Origin of the sequence: Limnochorda pilosa (genome assembly GCF_001544015.1) — a bacterium.
Lineage (GTDB): Bacteria > Bacillota > Limnochordia > Limnochordales > Limnochordaceae > Limnochorda > Limnochorda pilosa.
On sequence record NZ_AP014924.1, the window covers coordinates 1953742 to 1973884 of the forward strand.

Below are 20143 nucleotides of genomic sequence, written 5' to 3' on the forward strand. Positions count from 1 at the left end.
ATCCACCCAAGAACGTGCGTACAGGTGATGCCCCGCCCCCAGCGGGCCGTTTCAGGGTGCGGGCTGCGAGTCGCCCATGAACTCCCGCGCCCGCCCTGCGTGCACCTCCCGGGGCTTGCTCCCCTGGGACGGGCCCACGATCCCCCTGCGCTCCATCAGGTCGATGAGGCGGGCCGCCCGACTGTACCCGACGCGGAACCGCCGCTGCAGCATGGAGATGGAGGCCTGTCCCGTATCGAGAACCAGCTGGACGGCGTCCTCGAAGAGTTCATCGTCCGCATCCGCGTCCCACTCGTCGCCCCCGGCCTCGTCCCCGAAGCCCTCGGCCAGGTATTCGGGCTCGCCCTCCACCTGGCTCGTCCAGAAGTGGACGATCTCGTTCACTTCGCGCTCGGTGATAAGCGCTCCCTGGGCACGGATGGGCTTGGCCGCCCCCACCGGGTGGAAGAGCATGTCCCCCTTGCCCAGGAGCCGCTCCGCCCCCGCCATGTCCAGGATCGTGCGCGAGTCCACCTGGGACGAGACCGCGAAGGAGAGGCGCGAGGGAACGTTGGCCTTGATGAGACCCGTGATGACATCCACCGACGGCCGCTGGGTGGCGATCACCAGGAAGATCCCGGCGGCCCGGGCCATCTGGGCCAGGCGGGCGATGGCGTCTTCCACGTCGGCCGCGGCCACCAGCATCAGGTCTGACAGCTCGTCGATCACCACCACCAGGTAGGGGAGCGCCTCGTCGGGCAGGAGGCGGTTGTAGCCATCGATGTTCCGGGTGCCCATCTGGGCGAAGAGCTGGTACCGCCGCTCCATCTCCTTCACGGCCCAGCGCAGGGCCTTGGCGGCCTCGCGGGCGTCGGTGACCACCGGCGCAGCCAGGTGCGGGATGCCTTCGTACACCGAGAGCTCCACCCGCTTGGGGTCGATGAGGAGCAGGCGCACCTCGTCGGGCTGGGTCCGGAAGAGGAGGCTCACCAGCAGCGCGTTGAGGCAGACGCTCTTGCCCGAGCCGGTGGCCCCCGCGATGAGTAGGTGGACGAGCTTGGGCAGCTCGGTGACCACGGGCTTGCCCGTGATGTCCAGACCCAGCGCCACCGCCAGGGGCGAGCGGCTTTGGCGGAACGCGTCCGACTCGATCACGTCCCTCAGGACGACAGGCTGCACGGTGCGGTTGGGCACCTCGATACCCACCACCGACTTGCCGGGCACGGGGGCCTCGATCCGGACGTCCACGGCCGCCAGGGCCAAGGCGATGTCGTCGGCCAGGCCGACGATGCGGCTCACCTTTATGCCTGGGGGCGGCTGCACCTCGTAGCGGGTGATCACCGGCCCCCGGGTGACCTCCACCACCCGCCCCTCGATGCCGAAGCTCTTCAGGGTCTCCTCCAGGACGGAGGTACGGTCCGGTTCGTCAGCGGCCGGCCTCCGCCCCCGGTTACGCCGGAGGAGGGACGTGTCGGGAAGCCGGTACCCGGGCTGGGCGCCCCGTACCGCCGATCGCGCCTGGGAGCGCGTACCGCCCGGCCGCGGTGCGATCCGGGTGGGTGTCTCGGCCCCGTACCCATCGTCGGCCTCCGCCTCCTCGCGCGCCGCCGCCGCCGAAGGCAGCAGGGACTGGCGCTCGGTGACGTTCCCGGCGGCTTCCCCCGCCCGCGGCCCGGCGGGTCCGGGCCGTTCCGGCCGCCTGGCCTCCGGGGGAGCGGCCGGCCGCGCGGGCGCCGGGAGGGCGCGCCTGCCCGCCTCCCGATGCGCTTTACCCCGGGGCCGCACCTGCCGCCAGCGGAAGAGGCGGCGGACGGCGTCCACCCCCTCCGCCACCCGCTGGACTACGGCAACCCCCAGACCCACCACCGCTCCGGCCCCCCGGGCCGCACCGTGCCCGGCCCGTCGCCAGGCAGCCGGCTCCAGGGCCAGGACCAGCCCCGTGACCGCCACGGCCACGCCCACCACGACACCCCCGGCGAATCCGAAGAGGTCTACCACCTGGCGGGCCAGCCAGCCTCCCACCCGCCCCGCCTGGGAGGACCAGAAGCCCAGGGCCAGCTCCGCCCGGTTGGCCGCGGGCAGCGGCAGCACTGCGAACATCTCGAAACCCAGGAGGATCACGGCCAGGAGCAGCGCCGCGCCGAAGCTCCGGCGCCACCACCGCGCGTCCAGGCTGCCGGCGGCAAGCCTCAACCCCGCCCACAGCAGGAAGAAGGGAGGCAGGTCGGCCGTGCGCCCGAAGAGCTCCCGGAGCTCAAGGGCCAACCACGCGCCCAGCGTGCCGGCGCGCGCGTGAAGACTCACCCAGGCCAGGGTGGCTGCCGTGATGAGCAGGATGGCCAGGATGGCCCGCCCCCGACCGGGAGACCCGTCACTCGGCTCGAAGCCCAGGGACATCGGCTCCCTCCTTCCCGTCCTCAGCTTTCGTCTCCGGCGGAACGATCCCTGCCGGACCCGCCTCAGTGCCGCCGGAAGGGGCGATGCAGCGCGGGGTGGCCCGGAACCGGCCCCGCTCACCCGCATGCGCCCCGTTCACTCGGGTAACCAGATGAAACCTCCCTGGCGCCCTGCCTGCCCGCCCTGGGCCCGGTGGGAGAAGAGGCGGTGGTTCTCGCACGCGGTGCAGGCCGGCTGCCACGAGAGGTTCGCCTCAGGCACGCCTGCGGCCAGGAGCCGGCTGCGGTTGGCCAGCCTCAGGTCCAGGTGGGGACCCTCCGGTGCCGGCCGCACCACGCTGTCGCCGAAGGCATTCACGAACCTCTCGGCCAGATCCTCGGAGACCCGGTAGCAACACAGTCCGATGCTGGGTCCCATCGCCGCCAGAATCCGCGACGGTCGCGCACCCGCCTCCACCATGACCTCCACCGCCCGCTCCGCGATCCCATCCAGGGTGCCTCGCCATCCCGCGTGGGCCGCGGCCACCACGCCCGCTTCGGGATCCGCCAGCAACAGCGGGATGCAGTCGGCCACCAGCACGCCCAGCACCACGCCCGGCTCCCGGGTTACCAGGCCGTCGGTGGCCGGCAGAGCGGTCCCGGCGTCCGAGGCTCCCGCGCCGCGCTCCGCCCTTCCCACCCGGAGGACCCGGTCGCCGTGGACCTGCTGGCCCAGGGTGAGCCAGGCCCGCTCGGTCCCGGCCGCCTCCAGGGCGCGCCGGCGATTCTCCCGCACCGCTTCGGGATCGTCTCCCACGTGCAGCCCGAGGTTCAAGGAAGCGTAAGGCCCCCGGCTCACCCCGCCCGGGCGGCCGGTGAAGGCGTGGGCCACGCCCCCCTCCCGCAGGAGCGTGTCCCATTCCACCGGGGCCTGGCCTTCGCCCATCGCGGCTCCTCCAGGCCCCACTTTACCCCTCCCCCAGGAGCTGGTCCAGCGCCTCGCGGAATCGGCCCACGTCGGCGAACTCCCGGTAGACCGAGGCGAACCGGACGTAGGCCACGGCGTCGAGCTTGCGCAGCCGGTCCATGACCATCTCCCCGATGACCTGCGACGGGATCTCCCGATCGTACTGGGTACGGAGCTCACGCTCGATCTCGCTCGCCACCCCGTCGAGCTGCTCGGCCGTAAGAGGACGTTTCTCGCACGCCTTCAGGAGGCCCGTGAGGATCTTCCCGCGCTGGAACCGCTCCCGGCGCCCGTCCTTCTTGACCACCACCAGGGGCCCTTCCTCCCATCGCTCGTAGGTGGTGAAGCGGCGTCCGCACGCCTCGCACTCCCGGCGCCGGCGGATGGAGTGGCCTTCGTCGGTGCCGCGCGAGTCCAGCACCCGGCTGTCCGGCTTGCCGCAGTAGGGGCACCTCACGACGGGAAATCCTCCCTGAGCTGGCTCGTCTGACCTCCATTATACATGGTTCGGTCCAGGCATATCATGCCTGGAAGCGGTGTCGGGAGGAACCCCCGTGCTGGCCAAGGCCTCCGAGCTCCGCATGCTCGACATCATCAACCTGACCGACGGGCGCAGGCTCGGCTCCCTCTACGACCTGGACATCGACATGACCACGGGCCGGGTCCGCTCCCTCATCGTGCCGGGCGAGAGCGGGCTGCTCGGGGTCGCGCGCGGGAGCGAGATCGAGATCCCTTGGAATCGCGTGCGGCGGATCGGAGTGGACGTGATCCTGGTGGAGATGCCGGAACTGGGCCAGGGGGTCAGCACGCAGCCGGGGGCGCCGCCGGTCGTGTAGGGGAGCCTGCCGAGGGCTGGCTGGGGTCTCGAGGCGAGATCGATGACACCTACCGGGCAGCGCGGCCACCTCTCGGGCTAGGTTGGCCCTGGCCAGCCCCCAGGGCTCGCTACGGGTCGGGCGCGCCGGCGTCGCCGGGTGCTCCTGCGTGGGCGGGCTGCCAGAGGAGGCGGGCTGCGCCCTGGGCCACCAGGCGGCGGGCGTCTTCCCACCAGCGCGCCAGCCGTGCCGGCGTTCCGCCCGGTTCGGTGCCCTCGAGGAAGCGCCACCGCCACTCGACGCGGTCCGGTTCGGCCGGGTGACCCGTGGAGGTGGAGACGGCGGCCGCACCCACGGTGCTGAAGGCCGGAAGCGCCGCGTCGGCGGGCCGGGCCTCCAGGCGGCTCACCGCGGTCTCGTCCACCACGCAGAGGGGGGGAAAGACCACGCACCACCAGTTGTGGCCGGCGCCGTCACCGAGGATGAGCTGCAGCGCCCGGTAGCGGCCCGCCGGGAAGACCATGGGCCCGAAACGGGTCTCGGGGAAATCGGCCCACCCCAGCACCAGGCGCGAACCGTAGGGGGCGCCGGCCTCCGCCAGAACCCCGTCGGCCAGATCCTGCACGGCTTTCCCGTGGGAGGCGATCCACGCCTCGAGGGCAGCCTCGTCCCGGAGGCTGGCCATCTCCTCGCCATAGCGGGCCAGGAGGGTGTCGCGCACCGACCGCTTCAGGGCCTGGTCCGCAGCGCGGTCGCTGTGCGCCACCACGTGAAACCGCACCAGGCCGTCGACGCGTGTCGCTGTCGAGGCGAGCGGAGCCGGGCGCGCCTCCGTTCCCCGAGGACCGACCGCCTGAGCCGGGGGCGCGGCCACCACCAGCAGGGCGGCCACCACCAGCGCGGCTGGCAGCCAGGTGGACCGTGCCGAGCGCGCGAGCGTCTGGGGCCCTGCAGGGCCCGAACCTGCGCCGTCACGTGACGGAATCGTCTGGCTTCTAGTCGTCCAGGGTGCTTTCGTCCATGCGATCATGCCCACGGTCCCCCGTCGCCCGGCGCTCTCCTGGATCATTCGCTGATGTGCCGCTTCAGGTGTTTCAGGGCGGCCTTTTCGAGCCTCGACACCTGCGCCTGGGAGATGCCGATCTCCTCGGCCACCTCCATCTGGGTGCGGCCCTGGAAGAAGCGCTTGGTGAGGATCGCCTGCTCCCGCTCGTTCAGCCGCGACATGGCCTCCCGGATGGAGATGCCCTCCAGCCACGACGCGTCCTCGCTCCGCTCGTCGGAGATCTGGTCCATGACGTAGATGGGGTCGCCCCCGTCGTGGTAGATGGGCTCAAAGAGCGAGATCGGCTCTTGGATCGCATCGAGGGCGAAGACCACGTCTTCGCGCGGCAGGTTCAGCTCGTCGGCGATCTGCCTAACGCTGGGTTCACGCGCATACCTATGGACGAGAGCATCGCGCACCTGCAGCGCCTTGTAGGCCACGTCCCGCAACGAGCGGCTGACGCGGATGGGGTTGTTGTCCCGGAGGTACCGGCGGATCTCCCCGATGATCATCGGCACCGCGTAGGTCGAGAAGCGGACGTTCTGGGAGAGGTCGAAGTTGTCGATGGCCTTCATGAGTCCGATGCAGCCCACCTGGAAGAGGTCGTCCACGTTCTCGCCCCGGTTGTTGAAGCGCTGGATGACCGAGAGCACCAGGCGGAGGTTCCCCTGGATCAGCTGCTCCCGGGCGGACCGGTCGCCGCCGTGCATGCGCTTCAGGAGCTCGCGCATCTCCGCGTTGGTCAGGACCGGAAGCCGGGAGGTGTTGACCCCGCAGATCTCCACCTTGTTGACCATGGCACCACCCCCTCCGTGAGGGCCCGATGCGTCCACATGCTGTGAGTATGGACGCGGGCACCGGACCCTATGCACTCCGGCCACCTGGGGGCACGGGTGATCCGGGCACGAGGGTTTGGTAGGAAGCGGTAGGCACCCTCCGGTAGAATGCCCGGCGCGAGGTTGGGGGGATGGACGTGGAGCTGGTGAGGGTCGTCTACGTGGACCTGCTGGTGCTGCGGTTCCTGTCGGACGCAGCCTTCAACACGTTGCTCCTCTGGACCACCGCGCGCCTGGCCGCCCGGCCGGCCCGGTGGGCGCGCCTCGCCCTCGCCGCGCTCCTGGGGGCCGCCTACGCGGCGTGGGAGACCCTCGCGGCGGCAGGCGTCGCGCGCCTCCCCGCCCTTCCGGCCCGCATCGCCCTGGTGGTGCTGGTCTCCTGGTTGATGCTGGCGGTCTCCTTCGACCTTTCGCGCCCCCGGAGCCTGTTTCCGCTCTGGACCCCCTTCTACGGGGCCGTGGCCGCGGCGGCCGGAGCCGGTTTCGCCGCCGGCTTCCTCCTGGGAGACGGCCGGCAGCCCGACCTGGCGGTGGCCATGGGCGGCGCGGCCGTCACCCTGGCCGCGCTGGGGCTCTGGGGTCCCCGCTGGCTTCGGCGGGAGACGCTGCAGCGGTCTTCGGAGCTCCTGGTGCGGGTGGAGGCGGCCGGCCGGCGGGTGGAGGCGGTGGCCCTCCTGGACACGGGCAACCACCTGCGGGAGCCCCTTTCCGGGTGGCCCGTGGTGGTCATGGAGGTCGAGGCGGCTGCCCCCCTCTTCCCCCAGGACCTCGGCCCCCTGGTGCAACGGGCCGCTGCGGGCGAGCTGGGGGTGGCGGAGGGGCTCCACCGGGATCCGGAGTGGGCCGGGCGCTGGCGGATGATCCCATTCGCTTCTCTGGGCACCCGGCACGGGATGATGCTGGGCTTTCGGCCCGACCGGCTCATGGTGGTCGCCGGCCGGCGCGTGGAGCGGGTGCACGCGGTGGTGGGGCTCAGCGTCCAGCTGCTCGACGGGGCGGGGCGCTACCGGGCACTCCTTCCCCATGTCCTGGCCGAGACCGCTTCGCCCGGCGGAGCCGCGGCTTCGCTTCAGACGTCACGGAAAGGAGAGGTAGAGGATGACCGTCTCTCCACGGGCACGTAGGCTTGGCTGGTTGCTGAGGCTCGCGTGGGCCCAGGTGCTCATGTGGGTTCGGGGCAGACACCGGCTCGGGTACGTGGGCTCGTCGGAGGTGCTCCCTCCGCCGCTCACGGCCGCCGAGGAGCTGGACCTGCTGGACCGCCTGGAGCACGGTGACGGCGAGGTGCGGAACACCCTGATCGAGCGGAACCTGCGGCTCGTCGTCTACATCGCCCGCAAGTTCGACAACACCGGCGTCATGATCGAGGACCTGGTCTCCATCGGCACCATCGGGCTCATCAAGGCGGTCAACACCTTCGACCCCTCCAAACGCATCAAGCTGGCCACCTACGCTTCCCGGTGCATCGAGAACGAGATTCTCATGCACCTCAGGCGCACCAGCAAGACCCGGGCCGAGGTTTCCTTCGACGAGCCCCTCAACACTGATTGGGACGGGAACGAGCTCCTGCTCTCGGACGTGCTGGGGCAAGAGTCCGACGTGGTGAAGCACATCGAGGAGGAGGTGGACCGCTCCCTCCTGGCCTGCGCCCTCGCCCAGCTCTCCAGCCGGGAGAAGACCATCATGCAGCTCCGCTTCGGCCTGGCCAACGGCGAGCAGAAGACCCAGAAGGAGGTGGCGGACCTGCTGGGCATCTCCCAGTCGTACATCTCCCGGCTGGAGAAGCGGATCCTGAAGAAGCTGCGCGTCGAGATCCAGCGGCTCGAATGAGCGTCCCGCGCCGCGTGCGCGGGCAGCGTCCTCGCGGCGCCGGTGGCGAGCGGGCTCCTAGCGCCGCCTCAGGAACGCCGGGATGTCCAGCTTGTCCGTGCGATCCCCCGAGGCCAGGGGGCGGATGTCCAGGACCCGGTCGGACCGGTGGTCGCCCCGGGCCTTGTGACGGTCGAAGCCCGTGGCGATCACCGTCACCCGCACCTCGTCCTTGAGCGTCTCGTCGATCACGGCCCCGAAGATGATGTTGGCGTCGGGGTCGGCGGCCTCGGCAATGATCTCCGCCGCCGCGTTGACCTCGAAGAGGCCCAGGTTGTCACTGCCGGTGATGTTGAACAGGATGCCCTTGGCACCCTCGATGGACGCCTCCAGGAGCGGGCTCGAGATGGCCTTGCGGGCGGCCTCCACCGAGCGCTCCTCGCCGGTGCCCGTGCCGATGCCCATCAGGGCCGAGCCAGCGGAGCTCATGATCGCCTTCACGTCCGCGAAGTCGAGGTTGATCAGCCCCGGGACGATGATGAGGTCCGAGATCCCCTGGACGCCCTGGCGGAGCACGTCGTCGGCCACCCGGAAGGCGTCCTGCATGGAGGTCTTCTTCTCCACCACCTGCAGGAGCCGGTCGTTGGGGATGGTGATGAGCGTGTCCACCTGGCCTTCGAGCTTCTCGATGCCCGTCTCGGCCTGCTGGCCGCGCCTCCGGCCCTCGAAGGTGAACGGCCGGGTGACCACCGCCACCGTGAGCGCGTCCACCTCACGGGCGATCTCGGCCACCACCGGCGCGCCCCCCGTTCCGGTGCCGCCCCCCATGCCGGCGGTGATGAAGACCATGTCCGCCCCCTGGAGGATCTGGCGGATCTGGTCCCGGCTCTCCTCCGCCGCCTTCTCGCCGATCTCGGGGTTGGATCCTGCCCCGAGCCCCTTGGTGAGCTTCTCGCCCAGGCGGACCTGGTGCGATGCCTTGGAGACGCTGAGAGCCTGGGCGTCGGTGTTGAGGCTGATGAACTCCACGCCCTGGAGACCGGCATCGATCATCCGGTTGATGGCGTTGCCACCGCCTCCCCCCACCCCCACCACCTTGATGCTGGCATAGGATCCATTCGCACGTTCCAACTCGAACACAGGGGCTTCCCCCCCTCTGAGAGCAGCCACACACTCGCAGCGCCCGATCTCGCTTCGCCTTATTCCACAGCCTCCAGGGACTTCCCTCCAGGCGCGCGCGCCTTCCGGGGAAGGGAACCCGCCCGGCACCCCGCCGGAACCCCATCGCCGCGCGGGGCGGCCGCGGTGGCCGGGCGAGGAGCGGCACGGCTCTTCGCGGGGTTCAGCGGGAGCGGATCACGGGCGAGTCGAAGCGAAGGTCGATCTCGGTGGGGCGGGCCCCCCGGGCGTCCAGGTCGCGCAGGACGGCCAGGAGCACCGGGAGCCTGGATGGGGCCAGGTCCAGACGTCCCAGCTGGACCCGGACCGGGTCCCGCAGGTAGAGGATCACCTCACCCTGCTCGTCCAGGTGGAGCTCCGAGGCCCGCTGGGAGATGGGCGCGGCCGGCCCCGAGAGAAGCCCGAGAAGCCGCCGTCCTTGCTCGCCGAGCGCGCTCCCGGGCGCGCCCGTTCCTGCGTCGACCCCGGTGAGGATGGGAAGCGCCCCCTTCCACCCGGGGTCCGCCGGGAAGAGCACCGCGCTCGGGTCCACGGCGAGCCAGGTACCCTCGTTGGAGAGGAGCGCCAGGGGCCGGCGTTCCACCACGCTCAGGATCACCCCGTCGGGCCAGCGCCGGCGCGCGCGCACGCTGGCCACGCGGGGCTCCTCGCGCAGGCGCTCCTCAACCGCACCCAGGTCCAGGGTGAAGAGGCTCTCACCCGGCACGAGCCCGCTCATCTGGCGGATCCGCTCGGGGTCCAGGGTCTCCGCCCCCCGGACCTCCACCTCGGTGAGGGTGAACAGGCTGGACTCCACCAGACTGTAGCTCGCGAGGACCGCGGCGAAAAAGAGGAAGACCAGGAGGTACGTCGATCGAGAGGCCGTCGTCTCCACCCCTTCCGCCGGGCCCGCGCCGGAGGCTCCGGCGACCCTACGCCCAGACCTCGGCCAGCTGGCCGTCTTCCTCGTACACCTCCGCACCGGCCGCCCGCAACCGGCCCGCCAGGTCTTCGTAGCCCCGGCGGACGTGCTCGATGCCTTCCACGCGGGTGGTTCCCTCGGCCGCCAGCCCAGCCAGCACCAGCCCGGCCCCCGCCCGCAGATCGCCGGCCTCCACGATGCTCCCTGTCAGCCGGGGAACACCCCGGATCACGGCGGTGCGGCCCTCCACCTGGATGCTCGCCCCCAGCCGGTTGAACTCGTCGACGTGATTGAAGCGCGCCGTATGCACCGTCTCCGTCACCAGGCTCGTGCCCTGGGCCAGGCAGAGGTAGGCCATCACCTGGGGCTGCAGGTCCGTGGGGAAGCCTGGGTGGGGCTGGGTCCGAATCTGGAGGGCCCGGGGCCGCTGCGCCGCCCGCAGGACCACCCGCGCCTCCCGGGGCCGGCCCTCCTCGGCGGGGGCTCCGTTCCCCGGTGTGCCGTTCCGGACCGAGGGCTCCTCCCAGGTGACCCGGCACCCGGCCGCCCGCAGCCTGGCCACCACCGCCTCCACATGCTCGGGCACCACCGGCCCCACCTCCACGTGGCCGAGGGTGATGGCACCCGCCAGAAGGTAGGTGCCCGCCTCGATGCGATCGGGGATCACCGCGTGCCGGATCCCCATGAGGCGCCGCACGCCCTCCACCTCCACCGTACCCTGCCCTGCGCCCCTCACCCGGGCTCCCATCCGGTTGAGAAAACGACCCAGCTCCTCCACTTCGGGTTCCCGGGCCGCATTGAGGATCCGCACGCTCCGGCCGCCCAGGGCCGCCGCGCAGATGAGGTTCTCCGTGGCCCCCACGCTCGGGTAGTCCAGGTGAATGCAGGCGTCCCGGGGGGTCGTCATCGACGCCTCCACGTACCCGCCTTCGTCCACCACCTGGGCTCCCATCTCCCGGAAGCCTTCCAGGTGCAGGTCGATGGGCCGGGCGCCGATGGAGCACCCCCCCGGATAGGTGAGCCTGGCCCGGCCCAGCTTGGCCAGAAGCGGGCCCATCACCTGGAGCGATGCCCGCATCCGGCGGACCAGGCGGTCCGGGGGCTCCCACCGGGAGATCCCCCGAGGGTCGATCTCCAGCACGTGCTCCCCCAACCAGCGGCACCGGGCCCCCAGGGCGTCCAGCACCTGGGTCATGGTCTCGATGTCGGTGATACGCGGCACCCGCTCCAGCACCGTGGGGCCGTCGGCCATCAAGGCCGCGGCCATGAGCTTCAGGCTCGCGTTCTTGGCGCCCGACACGGGCAGGTGCCCTTCAAGACGGCGTCCTCCCTCGATCCGGTAGACCGACACCGGAGCTCACTCCCTCAGGCGCCGGCCAGCCCACCAGGCGGACCTCCAGCTCCAGCCGCACCCCGAACCGCTCCTCCACCGCGTCCCGCATGCGCTCGATGAGGCGCAAGACGTCGGCCGCCCTGGCCCCGCCGCGGTTGACGATGAAGTTGGCATGAAGGGTCGATACCTGAGCCTGGCCTTCCTCCCAGCCCTTGGCCCCCACCGCCTCCAGCAGCCTGCCCGCGTACTCCCCGGGCGGGTTCTTGAAGATGCTGCCGGCGTTGTGGGTGCCCAACGGCTGGGTGCGTCTCCGCCGCTCCACGTACGCCTGCATCCGGGTGCGGATCGCCTCGGGATCGTCAGGCTGGAGCTCGAGCATCGCCCCCGCGACCACCCAGGGCTCATGCTGGAACCGGCTCCGCCGGTATCCGAGCCCCAGTTCGGTCACGTCGAAGCGGCGCGGCTCGCCCGCAAGTGAGAAGGCGTCCACCCAACGAAGGGTCTGGCCGATGTTCGACTCGTGAGCCCCTGCGTTCATCACCACGGCACCGCCCACGGTGCCCGGGATGCCGCCGGCGAACTCGAGCCCCGAAAGGCCCAACCGGGCACAGCGCCCGGCGAGTCCCGGCAGCGACGCGCCCGCCTCGACCCGCACCAGGGCCCCGTGGAACGCGATCCGTCCCAGCGGGCGGGCGATGCGCACCACTATCCCCGGCACACCGTCGTCGGACACGAGCAGGTTGGTCCCGCCTCCCATCACCGTGCATGGCACGCCGGCCGCCGCGGCGGCGCGGAGCAGGCTCTGGAGCAGGTCGGGGGTGTCGGGCTCCACCAGCAGATCCGCCGGGCCGCCGATGTGAAAGCTGGTGTAGGGTGCGAGCGGCCGGGCCCGAGCACCGCTGGGGCCGGCCTGTTCGGCCAGGTCCTCGAGCGCGGCCTGCCAGGATCCTGCGGCCTCCCCCCTCTCGCGGCTCATGGGCCAGGCACCTCCCGCCCGGATCCGTCGTCCTGAGCCCGCGGGGCGGGCACTGGGTCGGGCGCGCGTCCTTCACTCAACCGACGAACCACCGCCCGGCCGATCGCGTCCACGTCGCCGGCCCCCACGGTGAGGAGAAGGTCGCCCGGGCGTAGAGCTTCCACCACCCGCTCCACCAGGCGGCCCGGGTCCGGTTCGAAGACCAGAGGTCCCTTCCGAACCGCTCCCACGGTGCGGGCCAGACGCGCACCCGTCACGCCCGGTATGGGATCCTCGTCGGCGGCATAGATCTCGGTCAGGAAGAGGAGGTCCGCATCGGCGAAGGCTCCGGCGAAAGCCGCCTCCAGCCTCTGGGTCCGGGTGTACCGGTGAGGCTGGAAGACCACCACCAATCGCCCCGGGTGGGTTCGCGCGGCCGCGAGCGTGGCCGCGACCTCGGTCGGGTGGTGCGCGTAGTCGTCGATCACCCGAACGCCCCCTACCTCCGCCACCAGCTGGAAGCGCCTCTCGGCGCCTCGGTACACGGCCAGGGCGCTCGCAACCCGCTCGAAGGGCAGATCCAGGAGTCGGGCCACGGCGACGGCCGCAAGGGCATTGGCTATGTTATGCCTGCCCGGCACCCGGAGTGTTACGACCCCCAGGCGGCCCGCCGCCCGGTCCACGACGGTGAAGCGGCCCCCGCCGTTCTCGAAGGTCACGTCTTCCGCTCGCAGCCCCGCGCCGGGGGCCAGGCCGTAGGTGGCGGCAGCCGGCGCCTCTCCGGCCAGGGAGGCCGCGGTGGCATCGTCCGCGCACAGGACGGCGCTCCCGCCGGGCCGCACCTGTCCCACGAAGGAGCGAAAGGCGTCCACGATGGCCTCAAAGGAACCGTAGTGCTCCAGATGGTCCGGCTCCACGTTGGTCACCACGGCCACGTCGGGGTGGAAGAGCAGGAACGACCGGTCGCTCTCGTCCACCTCGGCCACCACCGGCCCTCGGCCGAGTCGGGCGCTGCCCCCGAGCTGGGGGACCTCCGCCCCCACCGCGTACCCCGGGTCCAGCCCCGCCTCGGCCAGCACCAGCGCCGTCATGGCCGTGGTGGTGGTCTTGCCGTGGGTGCCCGAGACCGCGATGAGGCTCCGACCTTCCAGCACCTGGGCCAGCACCTGGGCCCGGTGCTCCACGGGCAGGCCCCTTCGCCGGGCCGCCTGGAGCTCCGGGTTGTCGGCAGCGATGGCCGTGGAGACCACCACCCGCTCGGCCCCGGTCAGGTGCTCGGCGGCGTGCCCCACGTAGACGCGCACGCCCATGCGGCGCAGGCTCTCCAGCCTGGACGAAGCCCTCCGGTCGGAGCCCTGCACCCGGTGGCCCGCCTCGGCCAGGAGCCGCGCCAGCCCGCTCATCCCCGACCCGCCGATTCCGATCAGATGGTAGACGGCCACACCCCTACCGCTCCTTCGCGCCTCCCCCGAGGCCCCCCGAACCCTTCATCGTATGGTGGTTCCGGACCAGCGGAGCTTCTCCTGTTCCCGGACCCGGCCAGCCCGGGTAGAGGGTCCGGCTCGTTACCCCGGCGGGCCGGCCGCCCCGCGGCCCCCGGCCAGGTCGCGCACGAGCTCGGCCAGGGTGCGGGCCGCCTCAGGGCGACCCAGTCGACGGCTGGCCCGCCGCATCTCCTGGAGGCGTCCGGCGTCGTTCAGGAGGCTGGTCAGCTCACGCGCCAGGCGCTCCCCCGAAAGCTCGGCCTGGGGAAGCACCCGGGCCGCGCCCGCCCGCGCCAGCTCCGCCGCGTTTTCGGCCTGATGGGCTTCGGTGGCGGCCGCGAAGGGCACCAGCAGGGCCGGGACCCCCAGGGCCGTCAGCTCGGCGGCGGTGCTGCCGCCCGCCCGGGAGCAAACCAGGTCGGCCGCGGCCATGGCGTCGGCCACCTCTTCCAGGTAGGGCACCACCCGCCAGCCCTTCCACCTAATCTCCCGCGGGCCCGTTTGGACCATGCGGACCTGCCGCCAGGCCTCGGCGACCCGGTCGAACTCGCCGGCTCCCGTCTGGTGGATCACCTGGAGGCCGGGCACAGCCGCCTCCAGGCGCTCGCGGGCGTCCAGCAACGCCTCGTTCAAGGCCCTGGCCCCCTGGCTGCCCCCCAGCACCAGGAGCGTCGGGCGTCCCGCCTCCAGGCCGAAGCGGCGCCGCGCCCGGGACGCCTCCGCCCTCAGGACCCCGGCGCGGATGGGGTTGCCCGTCACCGTCACCCGTTCCGGCCGGGGAAAGCGCGCCGCAGCCGCCGTGAAGCCGACCGCCACGCGGTCCACGAAGCGGGCGGCCATCCGGTTGGCCACCCCCGGCCGGGCGTTGGCCTCGTGCGCCAGGGTCGGCACCCGCAGCAGGTGTGCGCCCAGCAGGACGGGCCCCGTCAGGTAGCCCCCCATCCCCACGGCCACGTGCGGCCGGAGCCCGGCCACGAGGAGCAGGGCCCTCGCCAGCGCGTACCCGTTCACTGCGAGGGCGCACGCCCAGGCGGGCCACTGGCGGGGACCCCTGCCGCGGGGAAAGCCGCTGGAGGGCAAGGTCACCAGAGGATAGCCGGCCGGCGGGATCACACGCTCCTCCAGGCCCCGCCGGGTGCCGGCGAAGACGACCCGAGCCCGCCAGCCTTCCCGGGAAGCCCTCTCCCTCAAGGCGTCGGCCAGGGAGAGGCCCGGGTAGATGTGGCCGCCCGTCCCCCCGGCCACGATGAGCACCCGCAGCTCGCCGCCTGCCGGGCGCGCCGCCCCATCGCGGCCGTGACCCAGTCGCCGCCCCGTTCCTTGGCGCTGCGCCGTCCGCCCCGAGCCCTTCATCCCCGCACCTGCCGGGAGATGTTCAGGAGGATCCCCACCCCGGTGAGGGTGATCAGCAGCGACGAGCCGCCGAAGCTGATGAAAGGCAGGGTGATACCGGTCACGGGCAGTACCGCCGTCACCACGCCCACGTTCAGCAGCGCCTGGAAAACGATCATGGTGGTGATGCCCACGGCGAGGAGGGAGCCGTAGAGGTCCGGTGCCTTCAGGGCCAGGCGGTAGCCCCGCCAGGCCAGGACGAAGAAGAGGCCCACCACCAGCAGGCTCCCCAGGAGCCCGAACTCCTCGCTCAGAATGGCGAAGATGAAGTCGGTGTGCTGCTCGGGAAGGTAGGCGAACTTCTGGCGGCTCTGACCCAGCCCCACGCCGAAGACGCCCCCGGAGCCGATGGCCAAGAGCGACTGGATGACGTTCCAACCCGAGTCGAGCGGGTCCGCCCAGGGATCCACGAAGGCGAGGAGCCGGCGCATGCGGTACGGCTCGGCCCAGATCAGGTAGGCCAGACCGGGGAGGGCGGCCGCGCCCAGGGCAGCCAGGTGCGCGAGCCGGGCGCCCCCGGCGAAGAAGAGGACCGCCGCGGTGGCCGCCATGGCCACTGCGGTGCCGAAGTCCGGCTCGGCCAGGATCAGGAGGAAGCCCAGCCCCGTCACCGCCAGGCCTGGGACGAGCCCCCGCACGAACTCCTGCACCCGCGGCCCGGCGGCCGAGAGGTACGCCGCCAGGAAGAGGATGACCGAGAGCTTGAAGAGCTCCGACGGCTGGACATTCAGCAGCCCCAGGTCGATCCAGCGGCGTGAGCCGCCGATCTCGTGCCCCACCAGCAAGACCAGCACCAGCCCCGCGACCGAAACGGCCAGGGCGGGAAGCGCCAGCCCGCGCAGCCGGTGGTAGTCCACCCGGCTCATCACCCACATGGCGGCCAGACCGGCCACGGTCCAGAGGAGCTGCCGCTTGAAGTAGTAGGTCGCGTCGTGCCGCTCCACCAGGCTGCTGACGCTGGACGCGCTGAACACGGCCACCAGGCCCACGCCCAGCAGCACCAGGGAGACCGCCAGCAGGGGCAGGTCCAGTGGGGCGCTCTCCTCCCTGTTCATCCGCGTCTCACCCCCGGTTACGGTGTACGAGCCCGGGGCTGCTCTCATGCCGGCTACCAGAGGATCCCCGGAACCGCCGCCAGCCCCAGGACCCCCCCGACCAGGGCAGCGATCCAGAACCGGGCCACCACCTGATCCTCCTGCCAGCCCAGGAGCTCGAAGTGGTGGTGCAGCGGGCTCATGCGCAGGAGCCGCCGGCCTCGCGTGAGCCGGAAGTAGACCACCTGTGCGATCACCGACAGCGCTTCGGCCACGAAGAGAACGCCCACCAGGGGCAAGAGGAGCACCGTGCCGCTCAGCACCGTTACCGCCGCCAGCGCCGCCCCCAGGCCCAGACTGCCCGTGTCGCCCATGAAGATCTGAGCGGGGTGGGCGTTGAACCAGAGAAAGCCCAGGGCGGCCGCGCCCACCGCGGCCGCCAGGATCGCCAGGTCCGGAGCGCCCTGGTGGAGCATCACGCCCGCGAGGATCGCCGAGGCGACGGCGGTGCTGCCCGCCGCGAGGCCGTCCAGCCCGTCGGTGAGGTTGACCGCGTTGGCGCTGCCCACCACCGCGACAAAGTCCAGCGTCAGGAGGAGCCCGGCAGGTACGAGCCAGGGCTCCCGTGAAAAGGGTACCAGGATGCTGGCGGATTCCCCCACCCGGGTGAGATGGAAGAGCGCCACCAGCAAAGCGAAGAAGGCTTGTCCCACAAGCTTCTCCCGGGCGCGAAGCCCCAGGCTCCGGCGGAGCGCGACCTTGCGGTAGTCGTCCAGAAAGCCGATGGCACCGTACCCCAGCGTGACCAGCAGCGCCATGAGGAGCGGCTCGGTCACCGGCCCCACCAGCAGGCTCACCGCCGCGGCCGCGAGGAGGACCACCAGGCCACCCATGGTGGGGATCCCCGCCTTCTCCTGGTGGCGCCGGGGTCCCTCGGAGCGGATCCTCTGGCCCACCTGGTGGCGTCGCAGGTAGCCGATGAGGGGCCTTTCGAAAAGGAGCACCAGCCCCAGCGAGGCCCCCGCCCCCACCAACACCCGCAGCTCAGGGCTCATGCCGCCTCGTCTCCTCCTCCGCCAGACGGGCCACCACCCGCTCGAGCCCCAGACCGCGGGAGGCTTTCACCAAGACCGTGTCGCCCGGCCGCGACAGGGCCAGGGCCAGCTCCGCCGCCTCCTCCCAGCCGGCGGCGGTGTGGATGCGCGCAGGGTCCATGCCGGCCCCGCGGGCCCCGGCGGCCACGTCGCCTGCCCGCTCCCCCGTCACCACCAGGAAGTCCAGGCCGGCGGCCGCGGCTCTCTCCCCCAACCGCACGTGCTCGTCGCGGGCGACGGCCCCCAGCTCCAGCATGTCGCCCAGCACCGCGCCCTTCCTCCCCTGCGCCACCTGCTGGAGCACCTCCAGGGCGGCGGCCATGGAGGCCGGGCTCGCGTTGTAGGCGTCGTTGATCACCCGCCGCCCCTGGGCCTCGGTGGTCTCCAGCCGCAGCTTGGGCGCCTGGGCCTCGGCCAGGGCCCCGGCCACCTCGTCGAGCTCGAACCCCAGGGCCAGCCCGGCCGCCGCGGCCGCGACGGCGTTCACCACATTGTGGCGCCCCAGCAAGGGCAAGCGAACGGATGTGCTCGCCTCGACCCCGGCGCCCCGCCAGACCAGCCGGAAGTCCATCCCTTGCCCGTGGGGGCGCACGTCCCGGGCCGAAGCATCCCCTTGCTCCAGGCCGAAGGTGACCACCCGCGCGGCCGTCCGGCGGCGCATGCCCAGAACCCGCGAGTCCTCCGCGTTGAGCACCGCCACGCCTTCCTGGGGCAGTGCCTCGACCAGCTCGGCCTTGGCGGCGGTGATGGCCTCCATGGAGCCCAGGAGCTCCAGGTGCACCGGCCCCACGTTGGTGACGATGCCCACGCTGGGCCGGGCCATCCGGCAGAGGCGCGCGATTTCACCCGCGCCCCGCATCCCCATCTCCACCACCAGCGCCTCGAACTCGGGCCCCAGCTCCAGCAGCGTGAGGGGCAGCCCCACGTCGTTGTTGAAGTTGCCGGGCGAGCGTAGCGTCCGCCAGCGGCTGCCCAGGATCCGGGCCACCAGCTCCTTGGTGGTGGTTTTCCCGTTGCTGCCCGTGACCGCTACCACCGGGACGCGATGCCGGGCCCGGTGGGCCTCCGCCAGGCGGTGGAACGCCTCCCACGAGCTCCCGGGAACGCCCACCAGGAACGCCCCACGCCAGAGATCGTGCCGGGCCACCAGACGCCTCACGGCTTCGGCCCGCTCGTGCGAACCCTCCTCGGTGAGGGCTCCGCCCGCCCCCTCCTCCACCGCCTCCTCGATGAAGCGGTGCCCGTCCAGCCGCTCGCCCTTCAGCGGGATGAAAAGCTGCCCGGCGGCGACGCTCCGGCTGTCGGTGGAGACGCCCCGGACCCGCCCTTCGGAGGGGCCGGCCAGCACCCTCCCGCCCACGAGGCGGGCCAGCTCGGCGGCCGTCAGCTCAAGCACGGTGCTCAGACTCCAGGTCCCGCAAGGCCTTGCGGGCCTCCTCCCGGTCGTCGAAGGGAAGGGTCCGGTCGGCGAAGATCTGATACGTCTCGTGGCCCTTCCCCGCAATCACCACCTGGTCCCCCTGCCGGGCCATCTCCACCGCCCGCCGGATGGCGGCCCGCCGGTCGACCAGCACCTCGTAGCCCGCCCGCCCTCCATCCCGGCGCGCCTCGTCCGCCCCGGCCGCGACCTCCCGGCAGATGGCTTCCGGATCCTCGCTGCGGGGGTTGTCGGAGGTGATCACCACATGGTCCGCGAGGCGCGCCGCCGCCTCGCCCATCAGGGGCCGCTTTCCCCGATCGCGGTCCCCGCCGCAGCCGAAGACCACGATGACCCGGCCGGGCGTGAACGCGCGCACGGCCGTGAGCACGTTTTCCAGGCTGTCGGGGGTGTGGGCGTAGTCCACCAGGACGCCGAAGGGCTGCCCCTCGTCCACCCGCTCGAGCCTGCCCGGCACCCCCGGCACCGACTCGAGCCCCCGCACCACCGCCTGCAGGGCCACCCCGCTGCCCAGGCACGCGGCGGCCGCGGCCAGGGCGTTGGCCACGTTGTAGCGCGCGGGCAGCCGCAGCCGGACCGGCGCCTGCCCCAGGGGCGTCACCAGGGTGAAGGTGGAGCCGTCGGGCAGCAGGCGCACGTCCTCGGCCCGGACATCGGCGGGTGCTCCCAAGCCGTAGAGGGTCACGGGGGCCCGGGTTGCGTCACGCATGACCTCCCAGTGGGGATCCTCCCGGTTGAGCACGGCCAGCTTGCCGGACTTGACCGCATCCTCGGTGAGCAGGCGGAAGAGGCGTGCCTTCGCCTGCACGTACTCGTCGAAGGTGGGATGGAAGTCCAGGTGATCCTGGGTCACGTTGGTGAGCACGCCGACGTCGATTTCGCAACCCTCGGTCCGGTGGAGGGTGAGCGCGTGGGAGGAGACCTCCATCACCACCGCCCCCGCCCCCCGCCGAAGCATCTCACCCATGAGTTCGAGGAGGTCCGGCGCTTCGGGGGTGGTCCGTTGGGCCAGGAGCTCGCTCTCCCCCACCAGGTGGTGAATGGTCCCGATGAGCCCCGTCCGCACGCCTCCTGCCTCCAGGCAGGCCTTGATCAGGTGGGTGGTGGTCGTCTTGCCGTTGGTCCCCGTCACCCCCACCACCCGCAGCTTCCGGGACGGATCCCCCAGCAAGCGGGCGGCTACCCGCCCCATGGCCTCACGGGTACCGGGCACCTTCACCTGGGGCACCGGCAGGGCCAGCGGCTCCTCCACCAGAAGGGCCACCGCCCCCCGCTCCACCGCCTCGCCCGCGAAGCGGTGGCCGTCGTGCCGAAATCCCCGCACGCACACGAAAAGGTCGCCCGCAGCCACCTGCTGCGAGTGGTAGCGGACGCGGCGTACCTCCGGGTCGCCTGCGCCGATGCGCTGGGCGCCGGGCAACCCCTCGACCAGTGCGGAGAGCTTCACCGCCACCATCCTTTCGCGCGGCCCCTCGTCTCGGGGCGGCTCCGCTTGCCGGCTCTCCCT

The 20143-nt window shown here is 72.1% G+C and carries 18 protein-coding genes; 3 read left to right on the forward strand and 15 right to left on the reverse strand.

All coding sequences use genetic code 11. The features are described from left to right. Window positions 1-51: 51 nt before the first annotated feature. From LIP_RS08635 to nrdR, 3 genes are all read right to left on the reverse strand, one after another. On the reverse strand, window positions 52-2376 hold the full coding sequence (locus LIP_RS08635) for an FtsK/SpoIIIE family DNA translocase (protein ID WP_068136910.1): 2325 nt from the start codon (window positions 2374-2376) through the stop codon (window positions 52-54). 135 nt (window positions 2377-2511) lie between these two features. Beyond that, on the reverse strand, window positions 2512-3300 hold the full coding sequence (gene pgeF, locus LIP_RS08640) for a peptidoglycan editing factor PgeF (protein ID WP_068136912.1): 789 nt from the start codon (window positions 3298-3300) through the stop codon (window positions 2512-2514). Between the two features lie 22 nt (window positions 3301-3322). Further along, the gene (gene nrdR, locus LIP_RS08645) at window positions 3323-3778 is read right to left on the reverse strand and encodes a transcriptional regulator NrdR (RefSeq protein WP_068136914.1); all 456 of its coding nucleotides are present in this window, start codon (window positions 3776-3778) and stop codon (window positions 3323-3325) included. A 97-nt stretch (window positions 3779-3875) separates the two neighbouring features. Here nrdR and LIP_RS08650 point away from each other — a divergent pair, with 97 nt between their 5' ends. After that, window positions 3876-4157, forward strand: a complete 282-nt coding sequence (locus tag LIP_RS08650; protein WP_198409469.1) for a YlmC/YmxH family sporulation protein — start codon at window positions 3876-3878, stop codon at window positions 4155-4157. A gap of 109 nt (window positions 4158-4266) precedes the next feature. Here LIP_RS08650 and LIP_RS08655 read toward each other — a convergent pair whose 3' ends face one another. Both LIP_RS08655 and sigG read right to left on the reverse strand, forming a co-directional pair. Then, the gene (locus LIP_RS08655) at window positions 4267-5166 is read right to left on the reverse strand and encodes a stage II sporulation protein R (RefSeq protein ID WP_158509603.1); all 900 of its coding nucleotides are present in this window, start codon (window positions 5164-5166) and stop codon (window positions 4267-4269) included. A 35-nt stretch (window positions 5167-5201) separates the two neighbouring features. Continuing rightward, entirely contained in the window at window positions 5202-5978 is a 777-nt protein-coding gene (gene sigG, locus LIP_RS08660) for an RNA polymerase sporulation sigma factor SigG (protein WP_068136918.1), read from the reverse strand. Window positions 5979-6154: 176 nt separating this feature from the next. On the opposite strand from sigG, the gene LIP_RS08665 reads away from it, so the two are divergent. Together LIP_RS08665 and sigE are read left to right on the forward strand one after the other, a co-directional pair. Continuing rightward, on the forward strand, window positions 6155-7141 hold the full coding sequence (locus LIP_RS08665) for a sigma-E processing peptidase SpoIIGA (RefSeq protein ID WP_158509604.1): 987 nt from the start codon (window positions 6155-6157) through the stop codon (window positions 7139-7141). Next, entirely contained in the window at window positions 7116-7847 is a 732-nt protein-coding gene (sigE, locus tag LIP_RS08670) for an RNA polymerase sporulation sigma factor SigE (protein ID WP_068136925.1), read from the forward strand. Before LIP_RS08665 ends, sigE begins: the two co-directional genes overlap by 26 nt. Window positions 7848-7904: 57 nt before the next feature. Here sigE and ftsZ read toward each other — a convergent pair whose 3' ends face one another. From ftsZ to LIP_RS08720, 10 genes are all read right to left on the reverse strand, one after another. Beyond that, window positions 7905-8966 (reverse strand): cell division protein FtsZ, encoded by a 1062-nt coding sequence (gene ftsZ, locus LIP_RS08675; protein ID WP_068136929.1) that lies wholly within the window; start codon window positions 8964-8966, stop codon window positions 7905-7907. A 202-nt stretch (window positions 8967-9168) separates the two neighbouring features. Then, entirely contained in the window at window positions 9169-9879 is a 711-nt protein-coding gene (locus tag LIP_RS08680; RefSeq protein ID WP_068136932.1) for a cell division protein FtsQ/DivIB, read from the reverse strand. Between the two features lie 37 nt (window positions 9880-9916). Further along, window positions 9917-11257 (reverse strand): UDP-N-acetylglucosamine 1-carboxyvinyltransferase, encoded by a 1341-nt coding sequence (gene murA, locus LIP_RS08685; protein ID WP_068136935.1) that lies wholly within the window; start codon window positions 11255-11257, stop codon window positions 9917-9919. Continuing rightward, window positions 11220-12215 carry a UDP-N-acetylmuramate dehydrogenase gene (gene murB, locus LIP_RS08690; RefSeq protein ID WP_068136936.1) on the reverse strand — a complete coding sequence of 332 codons (996 nt, stop codon included), beginning with the start codon at window positions 12213-12215 and terminating at the stop codon, window positions 11220-11222. The genes murA and murB overlap by 38 nt, the downstream gene beginning before the upstream one ends. After that, on the reverse strand, window positions 12212-13636 hold the full coding sequence (murC, locus tag LIP_RS08695; RefSeq protein WP_198409470.1) for a UDP-N-acetylmuramate--L-alanine ligase: 1425 nt from the start codon (window positions 13634-13636) through the stop codon (window positions 12212-12214). The genes murB and murC overlap by 4 nt, the downstream gene beginning before the upstream one ends. 123 nt (window positions 13637-13759) lie before the next feature. Continuing rightward, entirely contained in the window at window positions 13760-15031 is a 1272-nt protein-coding gene (gene murG, locus LIP_RS08700; protein ID WP_068136939.1) for an undecaprenyldiphospho-muramoylpentapeptide beta-N-acetylglucosaminyltransferase, read from the reverse strand. Beyond that, window positions 15028-16125 (reverse strand): putative lipid II flippase FtsW, encoded by a 1098-nt coding sequence (gene ftsW, locus LIP_RS08705; protein ID WP_068136942.1) that lies wholly within the window; start codon window positions 16123-16125, stop codon window positions 15028-15030. Before ftsW ends, murG begins: the two co-directional genes overlap by 4 nt. A gap of 53 nt (window positions 16126-16178) precedes the next feature. Further along, a complete protein-coding gene (gene mraY, locus LIP_RS08710) occupies window positions 16179-17159 on the reverse strand; it encodes a phospho-N-acetylmuramoyl-pentapeptide-transferase (RefSeq protein ID WP_068136945.1) in 981 nt (326 codons plus the stop codon). Continuing rightward, a complete protein-coding gene (locus LIP_RS08715) occupies window positions 17149-18594 on the reverse strand; it encodes a UDP-N-acetylmuramoyl-tripeptide--D-alanyl-D-alanine ligase (RefSeq protein ID WP_068136948.1) in 1446 nt (481 codons plus the stop codon). The genes mraY and LIP_RS08715 overlap by 11 nt, the downstream gene beginning before the upstream one ends. Beyond that, entirely contained in the window at window positions 18587-20092 is a 1506-nt protein-coding gene (locus LIP_RS08720) for a UDP-N-acetylmuramoyl-L-alanyl-D-glutamate--2,6-diaminopimelate ligase (RefSeq protein WP_068136953.1), read from the reverse strand. Before LIP_RS08720 ends, LIP_RS08715 begins: the two co-directional genes overlap by 8 nt. Between the last annotated feature and the right edge of the window lie 51 nt (window positions 20093-20143).

Coding starts and splice junctions, on each gene's coding strand:
- LIP_RS08720 (WP_068136953.1), bottom strand. CDS start 20,092: ATGGTGGCGGTGAAGCTCTCCGCACTGGTCGAGGGGTTGCCCGGCGCC.
- sigG (WP_068136918.1), bottom strand. CDS start 5,978: ATGGTCAACAAGGTGGAGATCTGCGGGGTCAACACCTCCCGGCTTCCG.
- murB (WP_068136936.1), bottom strand. CDS start 12,215: ATGAGCCGCGAGAGGGGGGAGGCCGCAGGATCCTGGCAGGCCGCGCTC.
- mraY (WP_068136945.1), bottom strand. CDS start 17,159: ATGAGCCCTGAGCTGCGGGTGTTGGTGGGGGCGGGGGCCTCGCTGGGG.
- pgeF (WP_068136912.1), bottom strand. CDS start 3,300: ATGGGCGAAGGCCAGGCCCCGGTGGAATGGGACACGCTCCTGCGGGAG.
- ftsW (WP_068136942.1), bottom strand. CDS start 16,125: ATGAACAGGGAGGAGAGCGCCCCACTGGACCTGCCCCTGCTGGCGGTC.
- sigE (WP_068136925.1), top strand. CDS start 7,116: ATGACCGTCTCTCCACGGGCACGTAGGCTTGGCTGGTTGCTGAGGCTC.
- murG (WP_068136939.1), bottom strand. CDS start 15,031: ATGAAGGGCTCGGGGCGGACGGCGCAGCGCCAAGGAACGGGGCGGCGA.
- LIP_RS08635 (WP_068136910.1), bottom strand. CDS start 2,376: ATGTCCCTGGGCTTCGAGCCGAGTGACGGGTCTCCCGGTCGGGGGCGG.
- LIP_RS08655 (WP_158509603.1), bottom strand. CDS start 5,166: ATGATCGCATGGACGAAAGCACCCTGGACGACTAGAAGCCAGACGATT.